18 protein-coding genes, 1 riboswitch and 1 other annotated feature (1 of these 20 running past the window's edge) are annotated in these 20241 nt (G+C 46.5%); of the genes, 4 read left to right on the top strand and 14 right to left on the bottom strand.

The genetic code is table 11. The features are described from left to right. Nucleotides 1-116: a binding site (T-box leader), on the bottom strand; it reaches 88 nt to the left of the window's first position. An 82-nt stretch (nt 117-198) separates the two neighbouring features. Beyond that, complete coding sequence (locus tag B9A22_RS13900; protein ID WP_084576333.1) at nt 199-783, bottom strand: HD-GYP domain-containing protein; 585 nt, start codon at nt 781-783, stop codon at nt 199-201. 229 nt (nt 784-1012) lie between these two features. Between B9A22_RS13900 and B9A22_RS13895 the strand changes: the two genes are divergently transcribed. Continuing rightward, nucleotides 1013-1687, top strand: a complete 675-nt coding sequence (locus tag B9A22_RS13895; RefSeq protein ID WP_084576332.1) for a uracil-DNA glycosylase — start codon at nt 1013-1015, stop codon at nt 1685-1687. Nucleotides 1688-1783: 96 nt separating this feature from the next. On the opposite strand, the gene B9A22_RS13890 is transcribed toward B9A22_RS13895, so the two are convergent. The 3 genes from B9A22_RS13890 to B9A22_RS13880 are packed head-to-tail and all read right to left on the bottom strand — an operon-like array spanning nt 1784 to nt 4753. After that, nucleotides 1784-2647 (bottom strand): NAD(P)/FAD-dependent oxidoreductase, encoded by an 864-nt coding sequence (locus B9A22_RS13890; protein ID WP_084576331.1) that lies wholly within the window; start codon nt 2645-2647, stop codon nt 1784-1786. Between the two features lie 20 nt (nt 2648-2667). Beyond that, the gene (locus tag B9A22_RS13885; protein WP_084576330.1) at nt 2668-3675 is read right to left on the bottom strand and encodes an aldo/keto reductase; all 1008 of its coding nucleotides are present in this window, start codon (nt 3673-3675) and stop codon (nt 2668-2670) included. A gap of 10 nt (nt 3676-3685) precedes the next feature. After that, nucleotides 3686-4753, bottom strand: a complete 1068-nt coding sequence (locus B9A22_RS13880) for a tetratricopeptide repeat protein (protein ID WP_176215516.1) — start codon at nt 4751-4753, stop codon at nt 3686-3688. Between the two features lie 291 nt (nt 4754-5044). Continuing rightward, a riboswitch (cyclic di-GMP riboswitch) is annotated at nt 5045-5131 on the top strand. An 82-nt stretch (nt 5132-5213) separates the two neighbouring features. Between B9A22_RS13880 and B9A22_RS13875 the strand changes: the two genes are divergently transcribed. Next, nucleotides 5214-5399, top strand: coding sequence for a hypothetical protein (locus B9A22_RS13875; protein WP_084576328.1), 186 nt, complete (start codon nt 5214-5216; stop codon nt 5397-5399). On the opposite strand, the gene B9A22_RS13870 is transcribed toward B9A22_RS13875, so the two are convergent. Then, nucleotides 5365-6144, bottom strand: a complete 780-nt coding sequence (locus B9A22_RS13870; RefSeq protein WP_084576327.1) for a response regulator transcription factor — start codon at nt 6142-6144, stop codon at nt 5365-5367. The two genes, B9A22_RS13875 and B9A22_RS13870, sit on opposite strands and share 35 nt — an antisense overlap. Nucleotides 6145-6162: 18 nt before the next feature. Next, nucleotides 6163-7383: a sensor histidine kinase gene (locus B9A22_RS13865; protein WP_084576326.1), complete on the bottom strand. Its 1221-nt coding sequence runs from the start codon at nt 7381-7383 to the stop codon at nt 6163-6165. Between the two features lie 318 nt (nt 7384-7701). On the opposite strand from B9A22_RS13865, the gene B9A22_RS13860 reads away from it, so the two are divergent. Both B9A22_RS13860 and B9A22_RS13855 read left to right on the top strand, forming a co-directional pair. Further along, the gene (locus tag B9A22_RS13860; protein ID WP_084576325.1) at nt 7702-10107 is read left to right on the top strand and encodes a glycyl radical protein; all 2406 of its coding nucleotides are present in this window, start codon (nt 7702-7704) and stop codon (nt 10105-10107) included. A 96-nt stretch (nt 10108-10203) separates the two neighbouring features. Beyond that, a complete protein-coding gene (locus B9A22_RS13855) occupies nt 10204-11106 on the top strand; it encodes a glycyl-radical enzyme activating protein (protein WP_176215515.1) in 903 nt (300 codons plus the stop codon). Between the two features lie 21 nt (nt 11107-11127). Here B9A22_RS13855 and B9A22_RS13850 read toward each other — a convergent pair whose 3' ends face one another. From B9A22_RS13850 to B9A22_RS13815, 8 genes are all read right to left on the bottom strand, one after another. Continuing rightward, nucleotides 11128-11778, bottom strand: a complete 651-nt coding sequence (locus B9A22_RS13850; protein ID WP_217805956.1) for a histidine phosphatase family protein — start codon at nt 11776-11778, stop codon at nt 11128-11130. A gap of 141 nt (nt 11779-11919) precedes the next feature. Further along, nucleotides 11920-13017 carry a 3-phosphoserine/phosphohydroxythreonine transaminase gene (gene serC, locus B9A22_RS13845; RefSeq protein ID WP_084576393.1) on the bottom strand — a complete coding sequence of 366 codons (1098 nt, stop codon included), beginning with the start codon at nt 13015-13017 and terminating at the stop codon, nt 11920-11922. 323 nt (nt 13018-13340) lie between these two features. Beyond that, on the bottom strand, nt 13341-14780 hold the full coding sequence (locus B9A22_RS13840; protein ID WP_245823992.1) for a CCA tRNA nucleotidyltransferase: 1440 nt from the start codon (nt 14778-14780) through the stop codon (nt 13341-13343). Further along, on the bottom strand, nt 14773-15612 hold the full coding sequence (locus B9A22_RS13835) for an ABC transporter ATP-binding protein (protein ID WP_084576323.1): 840 nt from the start codon (nt 15610-15612) through the stop codon (nt 14773-14775). The genes B9A22_RS13840 and B9A22_RS13835 overlap by 8 nt, the downstream gene beginning before the upstream one ends. After that, a complete protein-coding gene (locus B9A22_RS25460) occupies nt 15599-15895 on the bottom strand; it encodes a hypothetical protein (RefSeq protein WP_176215514.1) in 297 nt (98 codons plus the stop codon). Before B9A22_RS25460 ends, B9A22_RS13835 begins: the two co-directional genes overlap by 14 nt. Before the next feature lie 209 nt (nt 15896-16104). Beyond that, nucleotides 16105-16728, bottom strand: coding sequence for a CPBP family intramembrane glutamic endopeptidase (locus B9A22_RS13825; protein WP_084576322.1), 624 nt, complete (start codon nt 16726-16728; stop codon nt 16105-16107). A 121-nt stretch (nt 16729-16849) separates the two neighbouring features. After that, nucleotides 16850-18811: a methyl-accepting chemotaxis protein gene (locus tag B9A22_RS13820; protein ID WP_084576321.1), complete on the bottom strand. Its 1962-nt coding sequence runs from the start codon at nt 18809-18811 to the stop codon at nt 16850-16852. Between the two features lie 92 nt (nt 18812-18903). Next, nucleotides 18904-20166, bottom strand: coding sequence for an MFS transporter (locus tag B9A22_RS13815; protein ID WP_139796253.1), 1263 nt, complete (start codon nt 20164-20166; stop codon nt 18904-18906). Nucleotides 20167-20241 lie beyond the last annotated feature (75 nt).

Here is a 20241-nt window from a genome sequence, read left to right as displayed (position 1 = left end):
GTGCGGCTCATCGCCGCATGCTCATAGGGTGGATGACATAATTGTGTTACCGGCTCACACCTGCCGCCAGCTCTCTGCAAACCCCGAATTATGTACTGCCCTGTCATTGCATTTAATGATATGATACATTTATTATGCAATATAAAATTATACATTATTCAACAATAATTGTAAAGTACTGGCAGCACAAAAGCAATCCTATGCGTTAGCTGCCTCTAGGCTGTTGTAATCTTGGTGGCGACTAATAAAATCAATAAAGCATTTGCTTATCACCGGATCAAATTGCGCGCCGGCACATCGGCCAATCTCTTCCAGCGCCGATGCAATACTGAACGGTTCTTTGCGATAGCAGCGCACAGTAGTCATGGCATCAAAGCTGTCGCATACGGCTAGCATTCGGCTAAAGAAAGGAATAGCCTCACCTGCTAAGCCAGTTCCGTACCCTTGACCATCATACCGTTCATGATGATGGCGTACAATTTCGGCCACTTTTTTCAGGCCATCAACTTCCCCCAAGAGGTCAGCCCCAACGTCAGGATGCTGCCTGATGACGGCAAACTCCTCGTCTGTCAGGCGTCCTGGTTTATTTAGAATATGGTCAGGAACACTAACTTTACCCACATCATGAACAACACCAACAACATAAGCGATTGTCACATCTTCAACAGGAAGCTGGACATATTCGGCAAGGCCAACCATAAGGCGGGCCACATTTTTGCTATGCTCGGCTGTATATCGATCTCGCTCGCCGATGGCATGGCAAAACGTTTCAATTATGCTCATGGGTTTGATTCCTTTCCTTGATATGGTGACAGCCTTCTTGCTTGCGCCTAGAAGAAGACACCTTACTGCTTGTAAATATTGCTATGTAGCTAATTCTATTCTAATTTGCGGCCTAAACAGGCGTCAAGTTATATTTGTACTGTTTTAATTTTTTTTGGATTTCCTTTACTATTTTTCCTGAAAAGGAGTTCACGGTTATAAAGCGAACTTAAAATACTGAGGTGATATCATGACATATGCCGCTCTTGAGCAGCTTGAACAAGCACTCCTGGCCTGTGCGGCCTGCCATCTTCGTCAGGACGCTATTGGCCCAACATCTTATAATGGTACGCCGCAAAGCCCGCTAGCCATTGTCGGTGAGGGCCCTGGCGGGGTCGAGGATGAGTACGGCGTACCGCTGGTCGGTCCTTCTGGTCAGCTTCTGGATAAAGCACTCACCAGCGTTGGCGTTACCCGTGATTTAGTATATACCACTAATATAATTAAGTGCCGCCCCAAGAACAACCGCACACCCACGATTGAGGAAGGCCAGTTCTGTGCTCTTGCCTGGCTTGACCAAGAATTAACACTAGTCCAACCTAAAGTGATCGTTGCGCTGGGAAGCGTGGCTTTAAAGTATCTGCTGTCCCCCACAGCCCGCATTACCAAAGACCGCGGCCAGTGGTTCACGACTAAATACGGCATCCCGGCGATCGCCACCTATCATCCGGCCTACCTCCTCCGCCTTATTGGCAAAGACCTGGTTAAAGCCAAGTGGGAAGTCTATTATGACCTCAAAGCCGCTGTGGAAAAATGTTCAGAGCTAGCCCCCGGATATGCCTTTAAATCCTCCGAGCCACCTGATTTACTGGCTCAGTACAGCGAGCGGCGCGAACAGCGAATAGGCTCAAAGCAGGTAAAATAAAACGCGAGATTGCTTCACATATGTTCGCAGCGACAAGCCGGGTTATCCCCAACAGTCATTGCGAGCCTATCGAAGTAATCTCGCTTTTTTTGCTTACTATTTATCAATATAGGTTATCGCACTCAGCACGGCAACAAGCCCCTCACCGGTTGCTTTGGCAATTTGCCACGGTTTACCGGTGCAGTCACCGGCAGCAAATACGCCAGGGATATTTGTCGACATGTCCCGGTTGACCTTGATTACTTCACCATCAAGCTCCAGGCCTGGCAATAAGTTTTCAACAGGGTCAGACTGACGCATGATAAATACGCCATGAACCTTGAGTTCTTCCTGGTCAGTCACCAGCTTCTCTACCTGGCCGTCGCCGGTAATAGCCTTAGGCTTGGCTGACAGTACCTTAATGGGAGCACGCATATGGCCAAAGTCGCCTTTATATTGGGGCAGGTAATATACAGTACGGCAGAGCTCTCCCAAAAAGGCTGTTTCATGCTCACCCTCCTGGGTATAGGAGATGACCGCCACATCCCGCCCCTCAAACATGCGCCCGTCACAGGTAGCACAGTAGCTGACCCCCCGTCCGAGGAAATCACGTTCTCCCTCAAACAGCAATGTACTCACTACGCCTGTAGCAAAAATGATCGCCTTGACCTCATAGGTGGTTTTCGGCGTGAGAAGGGTAAACATTTTGTCACCGGGGAATACGTTAAGCACTTTTTCTTTGACAAGTGTAGGGCCATGTGCCAGTGCGTGGCCGGCAAAATGCTGCATCAGTCCTTTACCAGTTACCTCCGGCAGCCCCAGGTAATTATCAACCAAATGAGCTTTCTGCAGTTTCTGACTAAAGTCAAGGTGCTCAAATAAGGCAATGCTTTTGTTGCGGATGCGTCCTGTCAGGGCGGCAGACAGCCCAGCTGGGCCGCCGCCGATAACAGCAATATCAAACTTGTTGTCGTCGGCCATATTTATTCCTCCTTGGTTCTCTACCCGAGGTCTTTGGCCACCTGTTTCATGCGTTCGCGGATCGGCAGGTTATAAGGGCACCGGCTCTCACACTCGCCGCATTCTACGCAAGCAGAGGCTTTAACCCCAAGACCTTTATACCGCATTGGAATTGCGGCCTTCATATCATATCTTGTATATTGATGGTGTAAAATAAACGTGGCCGGGATATCAATTCCTGCCACACAGGGCATGCAGTACCCACAGCGGCGGCAAAAACCAGGCCCAAGCACCTCAGCTTCGGCAGTCAATGTAGCGGTCTCTTCAGCATTTAGTGGCTTAAAGTCTTTCGTAGGGGCCAAATTTTGTTCAAGATGTTCAACTCGATCCATACCGGGAATGGCAACCAGACCATCGTGCTGAAGAACAAACCTCAAGGCTAATTCAACCTCGGAGATGAGTCCACCCCCTAGCGGCTTCATAACGATAATCCCCACATCCATTGCTTTAGCCACCGGAAACAGTTCGCGCAATGCTCCCTGCTCAACACAATTAAAAGGCACCTGAACTGTGCTGAATTCGCCAGTTTTAACGGCCTTTATCAGCATGTCCATATTATGTCCTGTTATACCGATATGGCGGATTTTTCCGGCTTCCTTAGCCTCTTTCAATGCCTCAAGCGCACCACCCGGGGCCATTACAAGTTCCCACTCGGCTTCTGACTTGACATTATGGAGCTGATACAAATCAATATACTCAGTTTTCATTGTAGTAAGACTTGTATCAACATCTGCGGTCATGGCTGCTTTAGTTCTGGCCATACTTTTTGTAGCCAGATAGTACTCATTGCGGCGGCTGGCTATACATATCCCAATTTTTTCTTCACTGTCAGTATATGCTCTAGCTGTATCCAAAAAGTTGATGCCTGCATCTAACGCAGCGTTAAGCACCTGACCGGCTTCTTCCATAGTACAGCGCTGCACAGGCAGCGCCCCAAAGCTAATTGGCGTAACCATAAGTCCAGTACGCCCTAAGCGTCTTTTTTCCATAGCTGTCCTCCTATTGCATCTGAGCTCCGCCTGCTCCATCTAACGCCTCTAAGCGTTCCTTGGCATGAGTGGCTTCAGATGATTCCGGGTTGGCTCGTGCTAAAAAGTCTTTATAGGCAACAATCGCCTCATTAGTTCGTTTTTGGATTTCACAGCAAAGTGCCTTATTGTGGTAAGCAAGAGCATTATCAGGGTTCAGTTCGGCTGATCGGGTAAAATCAGCAATGGCTTCATCATACGACTGTTGCGCTGCGTAGGCCACGCCCCGGAAAAAGTACGGTCTGGCATCCTCAGGATCAAACTCAATCGCCCGGGTGAAATCGGCAACAGCCTCACCGGGTCTACCCAGTCCCAAATACACCGAGGCCCGAATGGCAATAGCTTGAATATTATCAGGTTCAAGGTCAATTACCTTATTATAATCGGCCAGCGCTTCGTCATTCAGACTCAACTCATAGTAAGCCTGCCCCCGTTTAAGCAGCGCCCCGGTTTCCTCAGGAAACTTCTCTAGTACCTTACTATAATCGGCAATGGCAACCGAAAATAGGTTGCGGGCAGCAAACGCGTCGCCGCGGTGTAAATATGAACCTAAATCTTCAGGTTCCAGTTCAATTGCTTTACTAAAATCATCAATCGCGTGCTCCAGCATGTTATTATCAAGGTAAAGTACTCCACGATTGGCATAATTGACCCAATCCTGAGGATTATAAAACAAGGCTTTTGAATAGTCTAAGACAGCATTTTTAACATCATCAAGCATGGCATAGGCGCTACCGCGATAAGAATAGTAGGATGCCTTTTTATCATTAAGCTCAATCGCCTTAGTATAATCGACAAGCGCCTGTTCAAATTCGCTTGCGACAGCAGCTACAACACCACGCCAGAAATAAGCATCACTATTATCAGGGTCTTCGGTCAGCATCTTGGTACACTCTTCCAGAATCTCTGCTGTTTGACCCTCTTGGTAAAGTTCTTGCATATGCTCACTGAACTTGCTTTCCTCAGTGCTGCCACAGCTGGAACAGCCACAGTCACAAGCTGCGCAAGCTTCCTCAGTACAACCAGTATCTTTATCCATATTAAACATCTCCCTCTCTGAATGTGCAAAATTGAATTACTATTAATTACTATATAATGTTCGCTTTTTCATCTCCAACACCTGCTGCTATTGCAAAAAATTGGGCATTATTAGGCAAAATTCTGGCCGAGTAAAGTGAACGTTCCCGTGAGTCTTCATAGATCAAGACTAGGCGATAGTAACGGGCTGAATTCCTAGAATCACGAGACTTTAGTCCTGTTTTCTTTATTGACTAATACATTGCTTAGATGTAAAATCGTAACTAAGATACCTTTATTATACATAATTCCACAAAATTCGCGGCAAACTTATCGAAAGATGAGGACGCAAAACTATGGGTCTAAGGACAGATTAGTCTACGACTGCCAAGTTGCTGATTCGATAAAGAGTTGTACTTGTTTGGCATCAGTCTGTTTATAGATTGGTGTCATTTGCTTTCTCAAAAAATGGAGGAATGTTTATGCTTCACGTGTTTAAAGAGGTTGAGAAAAAACGAACTGAACTGGAAGAATTACGAATTATAATTCAAGCAACCGAAATTACTTACCGTCAAAAAGGTGAAATTCCTACAGCAGAACGCCTTAAAAATCTAGAAACTAATGTAGCAAAGGCTATTCATCTTTTGAGCGCAGCCCCGTCCCCCTGACCCCCTGCAAGCTAATCATCTGCTTGTACTTGTACGGAGGCTGTTTTTCATATTTCACGAACACTTTGTTAAAATAAGAAGGATCAGAAAATCCCAAATCTGCTGCAATTCGATAGATAGGATAATTTGTATCGGCCAGCAGCCTTTTTGCTTTCTCAACCCTCAATTTCATAACATAATTGGTAAATGTCATGCCCATTTCCTTCTTGAAGTATCGACTAAAATATTGCGGATTTAAGTGTACGAATTCTGCCACAGCATTGAGATTTATCTCTGCACAGCAATAGTGTTCTATGTAATTTAATACGCTTCTGAGGATGTCACTGTCAACACTGGCACAACTCTGACCTTTACTTACCCCTGAAAGATCTTTGGTTAATGACACAATAGCTGAATCAATAGCCTTTACTAGCTCCTCAGGCCTTACGGGTTTTAAAAGATAATCAACAACTCCACATTTTATGGCTTCTTGTGCATAGTCAAATTCATTGTATGCCGTTAAGATAATAGTTTTCACATTGGGCAAAATTTTTACTATTCGTTTCTGAGCTTCAAGACCTGATATTTCGGGAATTCTAATATCCATAAGGATTATGTCAGGACGATAAAGCTTAGCCTGCTCAATTGCTTCAATGCCATTTTTGGCATCTTCCAAAATATTTATATTGAAATACCGTCCCTGAACTATTTTTCGTAATGCCCTTCTTTCTAATGGTACATCTTCAACAATCAGCAGTTTATACATTTTAATACCATCCTCTTATCAAGAATATTCTTGAACACAAGGAATACGAATAGAAACGCAGGTGCCAACGTTAGGAGAACTTTCAATTGTCAGCCCACAGCGATCACCAAAATGGTGCCTGAGCCGGTCATATGTATTTATAAGACCAATCCCCAGTTGTTTATTTGAATTTATTCCCATCTGACGTATTAAATTTAGCACTTCAGCTTTAATACCTTTACCATTATCAGTAATTTTTATTTCTAATTCATGCTTGGAAATCAGCCGTCCAACAATTTCTATTTTTCCGCCTTCACTTTTGGTCTCAAGTCCATGAATCATACTGTTCTCAACGATCGGCTGCAGAATCATTGATGGAATTCGATAGTCCATAATAGACTCATCAATGTCAATTTCATAACTTACCCTATCACTATAACTTTGACTTTGGATAAACAGGTACTTATTTATATTGCTGATATCATCGCGAATTCTCGGGAAGTTATCCTCGTTTTTTAAGTTATAGCGTAATAGATCAGACAGGCTATAGATCAATTCCTCTGTTTGCGACGCATTTTCAAGCAACGCCATGCGGGCAATTGAATTTAATGTATTAAACAAAAAATGAGGGTGCATTTGCGCCTGGATTGTTTTTAGCTTCATTTGCCTTGCCTTTTGTTCAAGCAATATCTTTGCTTGCGCGTCCATCAATAATTGCTCTTTTGCTAGTCGGTTGACGCCTATTTGGTCGATATAATTAGCCAAGAGCGAATAACATTCGACAGAGTCTTGTAATTGTTCACGGGAAACTACAGGAATAAACTCAACTGCAACCTTGAGTACATCCAGCGATATATCAAATTGCCTAGAGATTCGTTCTATATCAATTGAGTCTCTATTTTTTTCGCCCTTAAACAGTACTTGTCCTCCTAAAACAGAGCCCACATGAAAATCGTTTACTATTATCGGAGCCGCACAATCGATAAGCCCGGCATGGCAGGTATAGATTCGGCGTTGTTTTTCTTCCATAGCTAACCGTCCAGCTTGCTGATCACATAATATGCATTGTTGAGATCCTTTAGGTGAGGAACGGATGAGCCTGCAAAATGGAATGAAGTTACTGATTTTACCCACAGGAATTCCTTCTGTATCTGTGGTTATTTGGGGAATATCAATTAGTTTCCCCATCTTTTCCTGAATGCTATAAAGTGTATTCATATCAATAATATCTGTTAATTTCATTTTCTCCGATAACGTCATCGTAACAGACCCTCCTTATCTTGCAAATGAGCAATTGGCAACTAAGTTCCAGACTGTTAGATTATCACTTGAATTCATTGAATATTATATCATTTATTGAGACCACTCAAATGGATTTTTTTTCATAGTTAATAAAGATCATTTTTTTACATTTTTTCAATGTCAACAGCACTTATCTTTCATGTAATTTTTCTCAAATAGTCAAAATAGTACAATAAATATAGTGGTTATTTTCCAATATTTGGTCAAGATAATCAAAATCTTTTTTTATACCTAGTGTTAGAATTAAGCTACATCATATTAAGGGAGGTAAATATAATGGCAAGTCCAGCGATCAAGTTTGAACCCCAAACAACTCCTTCGGCTATTTCATCCCGAGCAGGTTTATTAAAAGATCGTTTATTAAGTATTACTCCTGAAATTTGCTATGAACGTGCCGAGCTAATCACTGAATCTTATAAAGAGACAGAAGGAATGCCGATTATTCTACGGCGGGCCAAGGCGCTTGAGAAAATTTTACAAAAAATGATCATTCGCATTCAGCCAGATGAACTGATTGTTGGCAATCACACTCCCAAACCACGCAGTTCACCGATTTTCCCCGAATTTTCTTTTGGCTGGATCGAAGCTGAATTTGATCGTTTAGCCCAACGTGCCGGTGATGTATTTTTGATCTCTGACGAATGTAAAGAGAAATTAAGTGCTGTGTTTAAATATTGGCAAGGAAAAACAACGCAAGAATATGCTGCTAATCTTATGCCCGCAGACGCCAAGGCAGCTCAAGCCAATGGCGTATTCACTGTTGGAAACTACTTTTTCCTTGGCGTCGGCCACATCTGTGTGGACTATGGCATGGTTCTACAAAAAGGCTATTTGGGCATAAAGGCCGATGTCCTCAAGGAAAAACTCAAGCTTGATCTTACCAAACCGGAAGACTTAAAGAAATCACAATTCCTCCAGGCAGTTGAGATTGCTTGTGACGCCGCAATTAGCTTTGCCGCCCGGTTTGCAGATGAAGCCGAAAAGCAGGCCCAGACTGAAACCAATGCCCAACGTAAGCAGGAATTACTGGCAATCGCCGAAAACTGCCGTAAGGTTCCGGCTAACCCTGCACAAACATTTTACGAATCATTACAATCCTTCTGGTTTGTACAGCTGATCATTCAGTTAGAATCAAATGGCCATTCTATTTCTCCAGGCCGCTTTGATATGTATATGTATCCTTATTACAAAAAAGATATTATGTCTGGAAAGCTGACTCAAGAGCAGGCTATGGAGTTGATCGAATGTCTATGGGTAAAATTCAACGAGATTAACAAGGTTCGTGATGAGGCATCAACTAAAGCCTTTGGCGGATATCCGATGTTCCAAAACCTAATTGTGGGTGGACAAACTGCTGATGGTCGCGATAGCACCAATGAATTGTCTTACTTATGTCTGGATGCTACCGAAAATGTTCGTTTACCTCAGCCATCACTGTCTATTCGCTTTCATCAGGGTACGCCGCAAAAATTCTTGATTAAATCCAGCGAAGTAGCTGCTCTCGGTCTGGGCATGCCTGCAATGTATAACGATCATGTCATTATTCCTTCGCTAGCCGCCAGAGGAGTATCTTTGGAAGATGCCCGCGATTACTGTGTCATTGGCTGCGTCGAACCGCAAAAAGGCGGCAAAACCGAAGGCTGGCATGACGCGGCTTTCTTTAGTCTGGCAAAATGCCTGGAGTTGGCCTTACATGATGGCGTTGATCCTATTTCCGGCGTTCAACTGGGTCTCAAGACGGGAACACTCGCAACAATGGCCACTTTTGAAGAGGTTATGGATGCTTACCGCAAACAAATAGAATATTTCGTTAAATTGTTGGTCATTAGTAACAACTGCTGCGATATTGCTCATGGCAGCATCTGTCCATTACCGCTCTTATCCTCAATGGTTCAGGATTGTGTAGTCAAAGGCAAGTCTTTGCAAGAAGGCGGCGCGCATTATAATTTCACCGGGCCTCAAGGTGTTGGGGTAGCTAATGTTGGCGACGCGCTGGTAGCGTTAAAGAAACTGGTTTATGATGAAGGAGTAATTAGCAGAACAACATTAGCCGATGCACTAAATAGCAATTGGGCAGGCTTCGAAACTGAACGCCAGATAATGTTAAATCAAGCCCCTAAGTTTGGTAATGATGATGATGCCGCTGATGAACTTGCCCGCTTAGCTGCTCGGATCTATTGCGAAGAGGTTGAAAAATATACCAACCCGCGCGGCGGTCAATTCCAGGCTGGGCTATACCCTGTATCGGCCAACGTTCCTTTAGGCGCAGTTGTTGGTGCATTACCTGACGGACGATTTTCTGGCACTCCTCTCGCAGATGGCGTTTCTCCAGTATCTGGCCGGGATATTAAAGGCCCAACGGCTGCCGCTAAATCCGTAGCCAAGCTTGACCATGAGATTGCGTCAAACGGTACTCTGTTCAACCAAAAGTTCCTTCCCAACGCCTTAAGAGGTGAAGCCGGTCTAGGAAATCTCGCAGCCTTGATCCGGAGTTACTTCAGTCTGGGCGGCCTGCATGTACAATTCAACGTCATTAGTAAAGAAACTCTTGAGGAGGCTCAGCGTAATCCTGAACAATACCGTGGTTTAGTAGTCCGGGTAGCAGGTTACAGCGCCTTCTTCACCTCTCTTGACAAAAGCCTGCAAGAAGATATTATCGCCAGAACTGAACACGATTTTTAGTAACAGAAATAGTTTGGGGAGCAGATTATGGTCTGCTCCCCAAACTATCAAATAAATATTTGGATTCTTTACGGTATAGAGAGGAGGAACTCCGCTGTGACAGGCGTAATATTCGATGTTCAACGCTTTACAGTTCACGATGGTCCAGGCATCCGGACAGCGATCTTTATGAAGGGATGCCCTTTGCGGTGTGCTTGGTGTCAAAACCCAGAGTCAGTACGTAAACAACCGCAAATAACATATTTTCCGTCGCAGTGCATTCAGTGCGGTAATTGTGCCAAAGCCTGCCCAGAGAAAGCGGTAAGACCTGCTGGCAAAACCCTTATCGAGAAGATAAACTTAACCTTATGCAATCACTGCGGGGCATGTTCCCTGGCGTGTTGCTCTGGCGCTCTACAATTAATTGGTCAGGTTACCACTGTAGACGAACTCTGTGATATCGTGATGCGTGACGCGATCTTTTACCAAAACTCCGGCGGCGGAGTCACCTTTACCGGCGGCGAACCTACCTACCAGCCGGAGTTTCTGACAGCCATGGCTAAGCGATTTAAACAACATGGTCTACACTTGGTTATCGAAACCTGTGGCCTATTTGATTGGGAGTCTGCAGCAGAAGCTTTTTCGCTGATGGATATTATCTACCTAGATATAAAACATGCTAATGCTGAAAAACACCAGCAAGTCACTGGCGAAAGCAATTTCCTAATTCTAGAAAATGCCCTACGGATGGATCAACTGCAAAAACCAATCCGGATTCGTGTTCCACTTATCCCCGGCTTTAATGACAGCCTTGAAGACTTTGGCGAGACTGTCCGTTTTGCCGCACGTCTTAACAACTTAGAAAGAATACAAATATTGCCGTACCATAAATATGGCATATCCAAATATGAGCGAATTGGCTGGGGATATTCATTACCTGAGCTTGAGCCTCCGCCTAAGAGTCACGTTGATTCATTGCTGGCATTGGCCGAGAGCCACAAGGTTGTTTGTACTTTGTAGCACCGCTTCATATATGAAAATTTATAACCCTTTTTGTTCAATTCCGCTATATAAAAATCCCATATGAGTTGTCGAGTTCATGAGCACAAGCCGCCACTTTCCGTCTTGATACTCAAACACATTGATACAGGTATTATCCTGTTTTATCTGCCAAAAGTGCGACAAGTCAATATCCAGTATGTCACACAGTACAGCCTTGTTAACAGCGTCGTGAGCAACTACCAGCACGGTTTGGCCCTGATGTTTTTCGGCCATTTCACGGAATGCCGCCATAGAACGGTCACGAACAGCTGTGATATCCTCCCCACCCGGCCCTGGCATGGTAACACCTACTACAGTGCTCTTCCACAGGGCTAATAGTTCTGGATAGGTTTTGCCGACCTCATCGCTCAAGAGACCCTCCCACTCACCATGGTGAATCTCTAAGAGCCGGCTATCGGTATTAACCGGTAACCCGTGAGCAGCAACACACATCATGGCGGTATCCACGGCCCGGGATAGCGGGCTGGCATAGCAAACATCAATTGGAACATCCTTGAGCGCTTGGGCGGCCTTCTGTCCTTGCTCTCGCCCGAACGCGGTAAGCGGTGTATCAATCTGGCCCTGATAGCGGCCTTCCTTATTCCAGGTAGTTTCACCGTGGCGAACTAATATAAAACGTGTTATTGACATATTTTCCTCCTTAGGTTAAAGTCTGTCCGACTTCTATTTTAAGAAAAGACTTGGCTTGTGCCAAGTCCTTCAGGACGCCGGCAGAAGCCTTAGTCGTTCTTATGTCAACAGAATTGCGTTATAAATTCTGGGAGACCAAGTTTAGGCATTTTCCTTATGGAAAGCCAACATAAGTTCCTGTAAAGCCTGGCAGGATTCATAGGGTACTGCGTTATATGTCGAGGCCCGGCATCCTCCCACTAAGCGGTGACCGGGTAAACCCACGAAGCCCTCTTTTTTTGCCTGGTCCAGGAATTTTTTCTCCAATCCCTCATTCGCAAGGCGAAAGGTGACGTTCATCAGCGACCGGGCTTCAGGCTCTGCATGGCCGACATAGAAGCCCTCACTGGAATCAATGGCCTGATAAATAAGTGCCGCCTTTTCCTGGTTACGCTTGTGAATGGCAGCCACGCCCCCCTGCGCTTTGACCCATTCTAAGATAAGCTTTACCATATATATACTGAAGGTTGGCGGTGTATTATATAAGGAGTTATCTTTAGCGTAGGTTCCGTACCTAAGCATTGTCGGCACTTGTTTGTTAGCCTGCTCCATAAAATCGCGGCGGATAATGACGACTGTTACACCAGAAGGGCCAAGGTTTTTCTGCGCCCCGGCATAAATCAAGGCAAACTTGCTGACATCAAACGGTTTGGACAGAATGTCACTGGACATGTCGGCAATAAGCGGCACAGACCCAGTTTCAGGGAAATTCTGCCACTGGGTACCAAAGATGGTGTTGTTAGAGGTAATGTGCAGATAGGCTGCAGCCTCATCATATTGCAGTTCTTCTACAGCTGGAATGCTGCAGTAATTGCCTGCCTTGGCCGATGCTGCAACAAATACTTCACCCAGTTTTTCAGCTTCGGCATACGCTTTCTCTGACCAAACTCCAGTCATGGCATATCCGGCCTTTTTGCCTGCCGGCAAAAAATTCATCGGCGTCATGGCAAATTGCAGGCTGGCGCCGCCCTGCAAAAATAGAACGTCATAGCCTGCCGGTATCGCCATCAAATCTTTCAATAATTCAATTGCCTGGTTATGTACTGCTTCATACTCTTTGCTGCGATGGCTAAGCTCCATAATTGACATACCAGTACCATTAAAGTCAAGAAATTCTGCTTGCGCTTTTTGAAGAGCAGCAAGCGGCAATGCCGCTGGTCCAGCATTAAAATTGTATACTTTTTTAAAATTCTTTTCCATTAAAATCACCTCATTAAAAGAAAAATTAAAATATCGTCCCAAATAAAAAAAGCCCTCATCCCCTATAGGGACGAGAACTATTCCCGCGTTGCCACCCATGTTGCCTCTCGGCCAACTTTTGCCGCGATACCGGGCGGAACCCGTCAGATTCATCATCAGCCACTCCCAGGCGGAATTAATTGCTACTCACACCGGCTCACACCAACCGCCGGCTCTCTGGAGATTGTAACCACTAACTTCCTGTTCATTGTGTACGCCATTTAACTTGTTTCGATTATACATTATACTTTCACGGTAGTCAAGTGTGCCTTGTCCAGAAACCTTTAAAAACAATCCTGCTGCTTTAGCAGCATTCGCCGGGCACGAGCGTCAAGTGCGGCAACAAGAGCAGCATGCGTATTGCTAAGTTGCCCTGCCTGAATTCTCGCTAACAGATTCTGCTGAAAACGGCCAACTTCAAGCCCGCCACCAATCTTGGAAGAAATTTCCTGTCCACGCAGTTTAAGTTGCGCTGGGAAAAACGGTATCTCCATCAAAATACTGCTGGCTATGGACTGTACAGCCTCCAGGCCGTCAATATCAGGCTGAGTATGTCCGGCCAGCCTGTCGGCCTGATGCAGAGCAAACAATTGCTCTAACGCAGCACCAAACTGGCTGCTGCTTTTAAAGCCACCGGCCAAGCGCTTGAGCCACTTCAGTACCGTCTTACACTCTGCCGGGGGAAAAACCAGATGATGTCGGATAAGCCATACCACCTGCTCAAGCACTTGGCGCTCTACCCTTAATCGCCCCAAGATAGCCGCTGCTGCCTCAGCCCCAGCCTTATCGTGACCAGGATCAGACGGCTGACCCTCGCGGTTGATCGTACGTACTCCTGGCCAACCTTTAGCAACATCATGCAGTAGTGCCGCCCAGCGTAACACAGCCGTTGGTGGTGTGAGATCGACAGCAGCAAGCGTATGCTGCCACGCATCATGCAGATGATATTTCGGGTTTTGCGACAACCCGTTCAGGTGAGCAAGCTCTGGCAGAATCGGCACAGCATGCGCCTGTCCCTGTTCTTTTGCCTGGCAGGTTGCTCCCAGCAGCCCAGCTTGAAGCAGTATAGCAAGCCCCTGTGACGCAAAATCAGCCATCAGCGTTTTCCCGATTTCAGCCTGAACCCGCTCAACCGACAGACCATTTATCCGGCCTAGATTGGCAGAAATTGCGTCCAGCGTACCGTTCTCCAGGGTAAAACCAAAGCGGGCAGCAAAGCGGGCAGCCCGGAACATCCTTAGACCATCCTCGGCAAACCGTTCATGCGGATTGCCTACTGCGCGAATTAGCCTGGCTGCTAGGTCTTGCTGCCCCCCAAACAAGTCAATAACCCTGCCGTCAGCATCCATCGCCATAGCATTTATGGTAAAATCACGTCTAGCCAGGTCTTCCCTCAGGCTCACTCCCAGTCTAACTGCTTCCGGGCGGTGACTGTCTGCCCCATACCGTTCACTGCGAAACGTGGCAATCTCATAGTTACGACCATCAGCCACCACAGCCACCACACCAAACGCCGCACCAATCGTAATCGCCTTCCATCCCCGGCGTGAGGCAATCATAACTATTTCATCCGGAATTGCGCTTGTAGCAATATCAATGTCAACAGGCTGAGCACCACGCATTATGTCCCGCACCGCGCCGCCCACAATATACGCCTCATGTCCGGCAGCGGCCAGGGCCGCCATTATCTGTCCGGCTGATTCCATACGTACTCCTTTAGCCACTTACCCGGCGACCGGTTAGTTCAACAAATACATCCTCCAGATTAGTATGCCTCAGCGATGTATTTGCAGCCAACGTCCCGGCAAAAGCCGCTGCTTCAATCCGGCTGGCAAAAAATCGATACTGGGTACCTTCACTTTCTGTCCATTCCACAACATAACTGCCAAGCCGTTCGCATAACGCGGTTGGGCTATTAAGCGCAATCAGCTGCCCCTTTTCCATAATAGCAACACGCCGGCAGAGACTCTCAGCCTCTTCAATGTAGTGGGTCGTCAGTAACACGGTTAACCCATCGGCATTCAGACGGCGAATCAGATCCCACAGCCTCCGTCTGACCTGGGGATCAAGCCCGACAGTCGGCTCATCCAAAAATAAGACTTGCGGCTCATGCAAAAGCGCCCGCGCGATCATCAGCCGACGTTTCATCCCGCCGGAAAAGGTATTCACCATGTCATTGCCGCGTTCCTTAAGCTCAACATAATCTAAAAGCGCTTCAATCCGCCGCTGGCGCAGATCTCGGGGCATATGGTGTAAACGCCCGTGCAAATCCAGGTTTTCTCTGGCCGTCAAATCAATATCAATATTAAAGTGTTGTGGGACAACGCCAATAAGCGATTTCACGGCCAGCTCATCCTCAGGCAACCGGCAGCCGTTAATGGTAATGCTGCCAGCCGTTGGCCTGGTGAGCATGGTTAAAATCCTGATCGTCGTAGTTTTACCGGCGCCGTTAGGACCAAGCAATCCAAAGGTTTCACCCTGTTCAATCGTCAAGCTCAAGTTATTTACTGCTGTTCGTTCTCCGAATTTTTTTACCAAACCCTCAATACAAATCATAGTAACCTCGCAAAATATCTGATGCTGATAATTTCCACAGTAGCTTGTCTAACTCCTGCCTGGTATACTTTTTACGCTTAAAGTCTGCCATAGATAAATCCCCGGAGAGCATCTCCGGGGATTTTTGTTGTTCACAGCGGGAAGCACGGACGCGGATAACAGCCAAAACGCGGACGGCAGGAGAACTGGCGCGGATAGCAAAACTGCCGGGGATAACATCCAAAAAAGCGTGGACGGCAAGAGAACTGGCGCGGATAACAAAATCGCCGGGGGGAACAGCCAAAGCCTAACCCCAGCCCCAAGCCGACAACAAATGGAAGAATCTGCCGCTCTCCTCTTACATTGTCGTCGTCTTCCCAATCATCATCATCATCATCATCGTCGTCCCAATCTTCAATCTCAGGCATCTCCCAGTAAGGACGCTTTTTATTAGCCACAGAAATCCCTCCCTAAACCTCTTTGCTACATAATATGCCGACATGTACTGCGATGTTACTTATAGACCATTCCGATCGTAACTAATGTCAGATAATTATTCGTAGCATGGAGGATCACCGGTGTCCATAAAGACTGGGTTCTGTAGTATAAATAGCCAAAAATACCGCTCAATGTTCCTATATATATAGCATTATTAAGCATGTCCCATCCTAATATGCCATCAGCAGCCCAAACAGGAATATGAATGACAATAAACATAATACTTACTACAAAGTTAGCATTGCAGAAGCTGACTGAGCCAGCCAGCTTGTTCAGAAGAAACCCTCGAAAAAAGAGTTCTTCTACTGCGCTTGCCGCAATAACAGAGTTTAACCAATAATCAACAGGCCAGAAAAACCCTAACCTGCCCTCGCCTATAAGCATTGCTTTAGTCAAGCTGACGCCAGTAAATAGCAGGCTAAATCCCACGCCCCAGCTAATGCCGCACAACCATTTGTCCATTCGCATCTGCAAGTATTCACACAAATTTTTTCTGTCTACATAATGGAGATATAGCAAAGCAGGGAGTATCGTCCCTATCACAAAGCTGCCATATACTACTATACCCTGAACATTTGCCCACACCACTAAGTATACCCATGCATACATTGCAATACATTCAATGCCAACTTGTCTCAAAATAGCCCCCGTAGCTAGGTTTTACCCTATTATATGCGGGGGAATTACATTCTAACCCATTACCTATGAACTAGAAAAAAGCCGATAGACACAAACTAGTGTCTACCGGCTTTTTACGTGACTACACCTTGAACCTAACAACCATATTCTTAAGCTCTGCCGCCATGCTTGTTAACTCCTGAGCACTGGCAGCTACTGTTTCTACAACCTCTGCCGTTTGCTCGGCGGCAGTAGCTACTTCTTTGGATAACCCGGTTGTCTCTTGCAAACCTTGGGTCAGGCTGCTAATTAGCGCCACAATTTGGCTTGATGTAATTACTTCATCATCAGCTACTTTCATAATCCGGTCAATATCGGTTACTGTTTCGCCTGCAGCTGCCAAAATGCTGTCAAGTGCAATGCTGGCTGTGCCTGTTGATTTAACCACCTGTTCCATGCCAGCCCTGCTATGTTGGGCCGCTTCTACAGCCGCAGCCGTGCTTGTCGTAACTTTTCCCAGCAGGGCAGCCACTTCCTGCGCGCCGTTACTTGATTGTTCGGCTAGTTTTCGCACCTCTTCTGCTACGACGGCAAAGCCACGTCCGGCTTCCCCTGCCCGGGCAGCCTCAATGGCGGCATTGAGCGCTAATAGGTTGGTTTGTGACGCAATGCCAGTTATGGTTTCAGTAATGACGCCAATCTGACTGGAATAATCGTTCAGCTTACTGATTAGCTCCTCTGTCTCTAAGATTTTAGCCTGCATCTCAGTAATACTGGCTACCGTCCCTGATACCATTGCTTGCCCTGAAGCTGCGGCCTGAGAGGTCACAGCAGATACTGCTTGGGCTGATACGGCCCGCTCCTTAGCCAATCCGATCAAGTCGGCTAACTGCGCCAGTACCGCAGCTGCCGTTTGCGCAGATAACTCACCTGATTGAGCATTGTCTGCCACCTGGCCCATATTGCCAGCAACCTCATTTACGGTTGAACTCATTTCTTGACTCGACGCTGCTAAATGCTCAGAAGCTGCCGCAATCTCCTGGCTTGCTCTTGTTACTGCACCAACAAGTTCAGCCTGGCTTGCAATCATGGTATTAAACGACTGCGTCAAACGGCCAATTTCGTCTTTAGATCTTACTTCAGCCCGTACTGTTAGATCGCCCTGGCCACTATGCTGCATCAACTCTTCCAGCTCTTTCAGCGGTTTGGTCAACTTGCGCGCCACCCATACAGAGAAGACTATACCGAGAAAAAATATAACTAAACCGGCAGCCCCCATGGTAAGCAGACTCTGATTGCGCACTGCCAGTGCCTGAACCTCTGATTTGCCGGCAAATAATACACCGATTGGTTTCTGGTCACTTCCTAGGATTGGCTGATAATAGGTGACATAAGGCATCCCGAGGATCTTAGCCTCACCAGCAAACGGCTGATTGTTTTCTAATACAATAGCAGCAATCTTACTATCCAGCTTAGTACCTGTTACCCGTTTGCCATCCTGCTCTACTGTTGTAGCCACCCGTACATCGCCAGCAAATATTGTAGCATCTACCTTGTGGATGGCTTTTATTTTATCCACGAACAGATCCTGACTAACAGCAACACCTGTCACTATAGCCCCGATCACGCTGGTACCGGGGCCTTTCACCGGTACAACAGCCACACTCATGACGCTCTGGCCTGGTACGGCGTCATAATAGGCAGCCACTTTGCCCTGTTGAGCAATTTTTGCGGCAGACTGTCCAGCTACTTGTTTCCCCTCACCAGCTAAAATCCGCCCCTGGCTGTCCAGCACCTGGATAAAAGAGATATTACCTTGACTACTTATCCCTTCAACAGCCCGCATAGCGACAGCCGGATCCTGCGTAACAAGCGCTTGCACTATGTCTGGACGCCCGGCAGCCAGCGCTGCGGCTGCACTAACTCGTTCCCGCAAATCTTCAAGCTCTAAGTTTAGACCAGCTACCCCCTGAACAGCGGCATCACGATTAACCCCGTCTGCATACCCAGATAGAAAATAACTGTTCCCAGCCAACAGCAGTGCGGTAACCATAAGTATAATAAGACCAGTATAAAGCGATTGTTTGAACTGGATACTCTGCAAGATACCACTTCTCCCCTGCTATAAAATTCGATTAACATATTGATTGATTACATAATATTAATTCTACATAAAGCATTAAATCCCTTTGTCTATCATCTAGTCAAACCCCTTTTTGCATATATCGGACAGGCAGCAGCCCTCCATGCTGGCAAGTTCCAGGCGAATATCACTGCGCCAGTAAGTGCAAGCAGTCCGCCAACAAAAAAAGTATAGGGGGTTCCAATCACCCCGGCCGCATGACCGGCAAGTAAGCTGCCGATTGGCGTAATCCCGCCAAAAGACAGGACATATAGGCTCATAACCCGTCCCCGTTTATCTTCATCCACCAGGGTTTGGATAATGGTATTTGTTGAAGCCATCTGTGCGATGAGACCAAATCCCATAATAAAAGCGATGCCCAGGGAAAGCCATAGTTTTGTTGACAGCGAGAAGGCCATTAGGCCCACAGCAAAAATAACTGAATTGATCGCAATCACCTTTTCAATACCAACCACAGTTTTACGAGCCGCCAAACAAACTGTCCCAACAAGCGCCCCGATCCCGAAAGCCGCCATTAACCACCCCAGTATCTCCGGACCGCCACCCAAAACCTGTCCGGCAAATAGCGGCATCAACGGTAAAACAGGGAATCCCACCAAACTCAAGAGTGCCAGCAACAAGAGCACCATCCGAATCGGCAGTGAATTATAGGTATAAATAAAGCCTTCTTTTAATCCGCCTATTATATCTTCCGAGGTTGAAGCAGCCGCTTGCGGCGCAGTCAGCTTCATCGCCAGCAGTGCACCGAGAATAGCAATATAGCTAAGTCCGTTAAACAGATAGCATAACCCTTCGCCAAAGGCGGCAATTGCCAGCCCAGCAACCGAGGGGCCGACAATCCGCGCCCCGTTGAACATCGCCGAGTTTAGGGCAATGGCGTTGGCCAAGTCTTCTTTATCTTCAACAATCTGAGAAATAAACGCCTGACGAGCAGGCATATCAAACGAATTAATCATCCCCAAGATGGTGTTAAGCACAACAATATGCCATACAGCCACTGTACCGGAAAATACCAGAGCCGCCAAGGCAAGTGCCTGCACCATACTTAAGACCTGGGTCCAGAGTATAACCCGATATCTGTTCCAGCGGTCTAATAGCACCCCGGCAAAAGGGATCAGCACTACGCCAGCAATTTGCCCCACAAAATCAACAGTTCCCAAAACTTCCGGCGACTGTGTCAGCCGGTATACCAGCCAAATGGTCGCTGTCCGCTGCATCCAGGTGCCGATGAGCGACATGCCATGACCAAAGTAAAATAACCGGTAGTTACGGTGCCTAAGCGCCCGAAATGTCTCTTTCATGCCTACAGCTGCCATTTCATCCACCTCCCACAGCACAGGATATTTACTAGTTTATTCCAGAATGCAACTAGCGTCAAGTTTACTATGATA

The organism is Sporomusa malonica (genome assembly GCF_900176355.1).
Classification (GTDB): Bacteria; Bacillota; Negativicutes; order Sporomusales; family Sporomusaceae; genus Sporomusa; species Sporomusa malonica.
The sequence above is the reverse complement of the archived record's forward strand: the minus strand, read 5'-3'. Positions and strand labels throughout refer to the sequence as shown.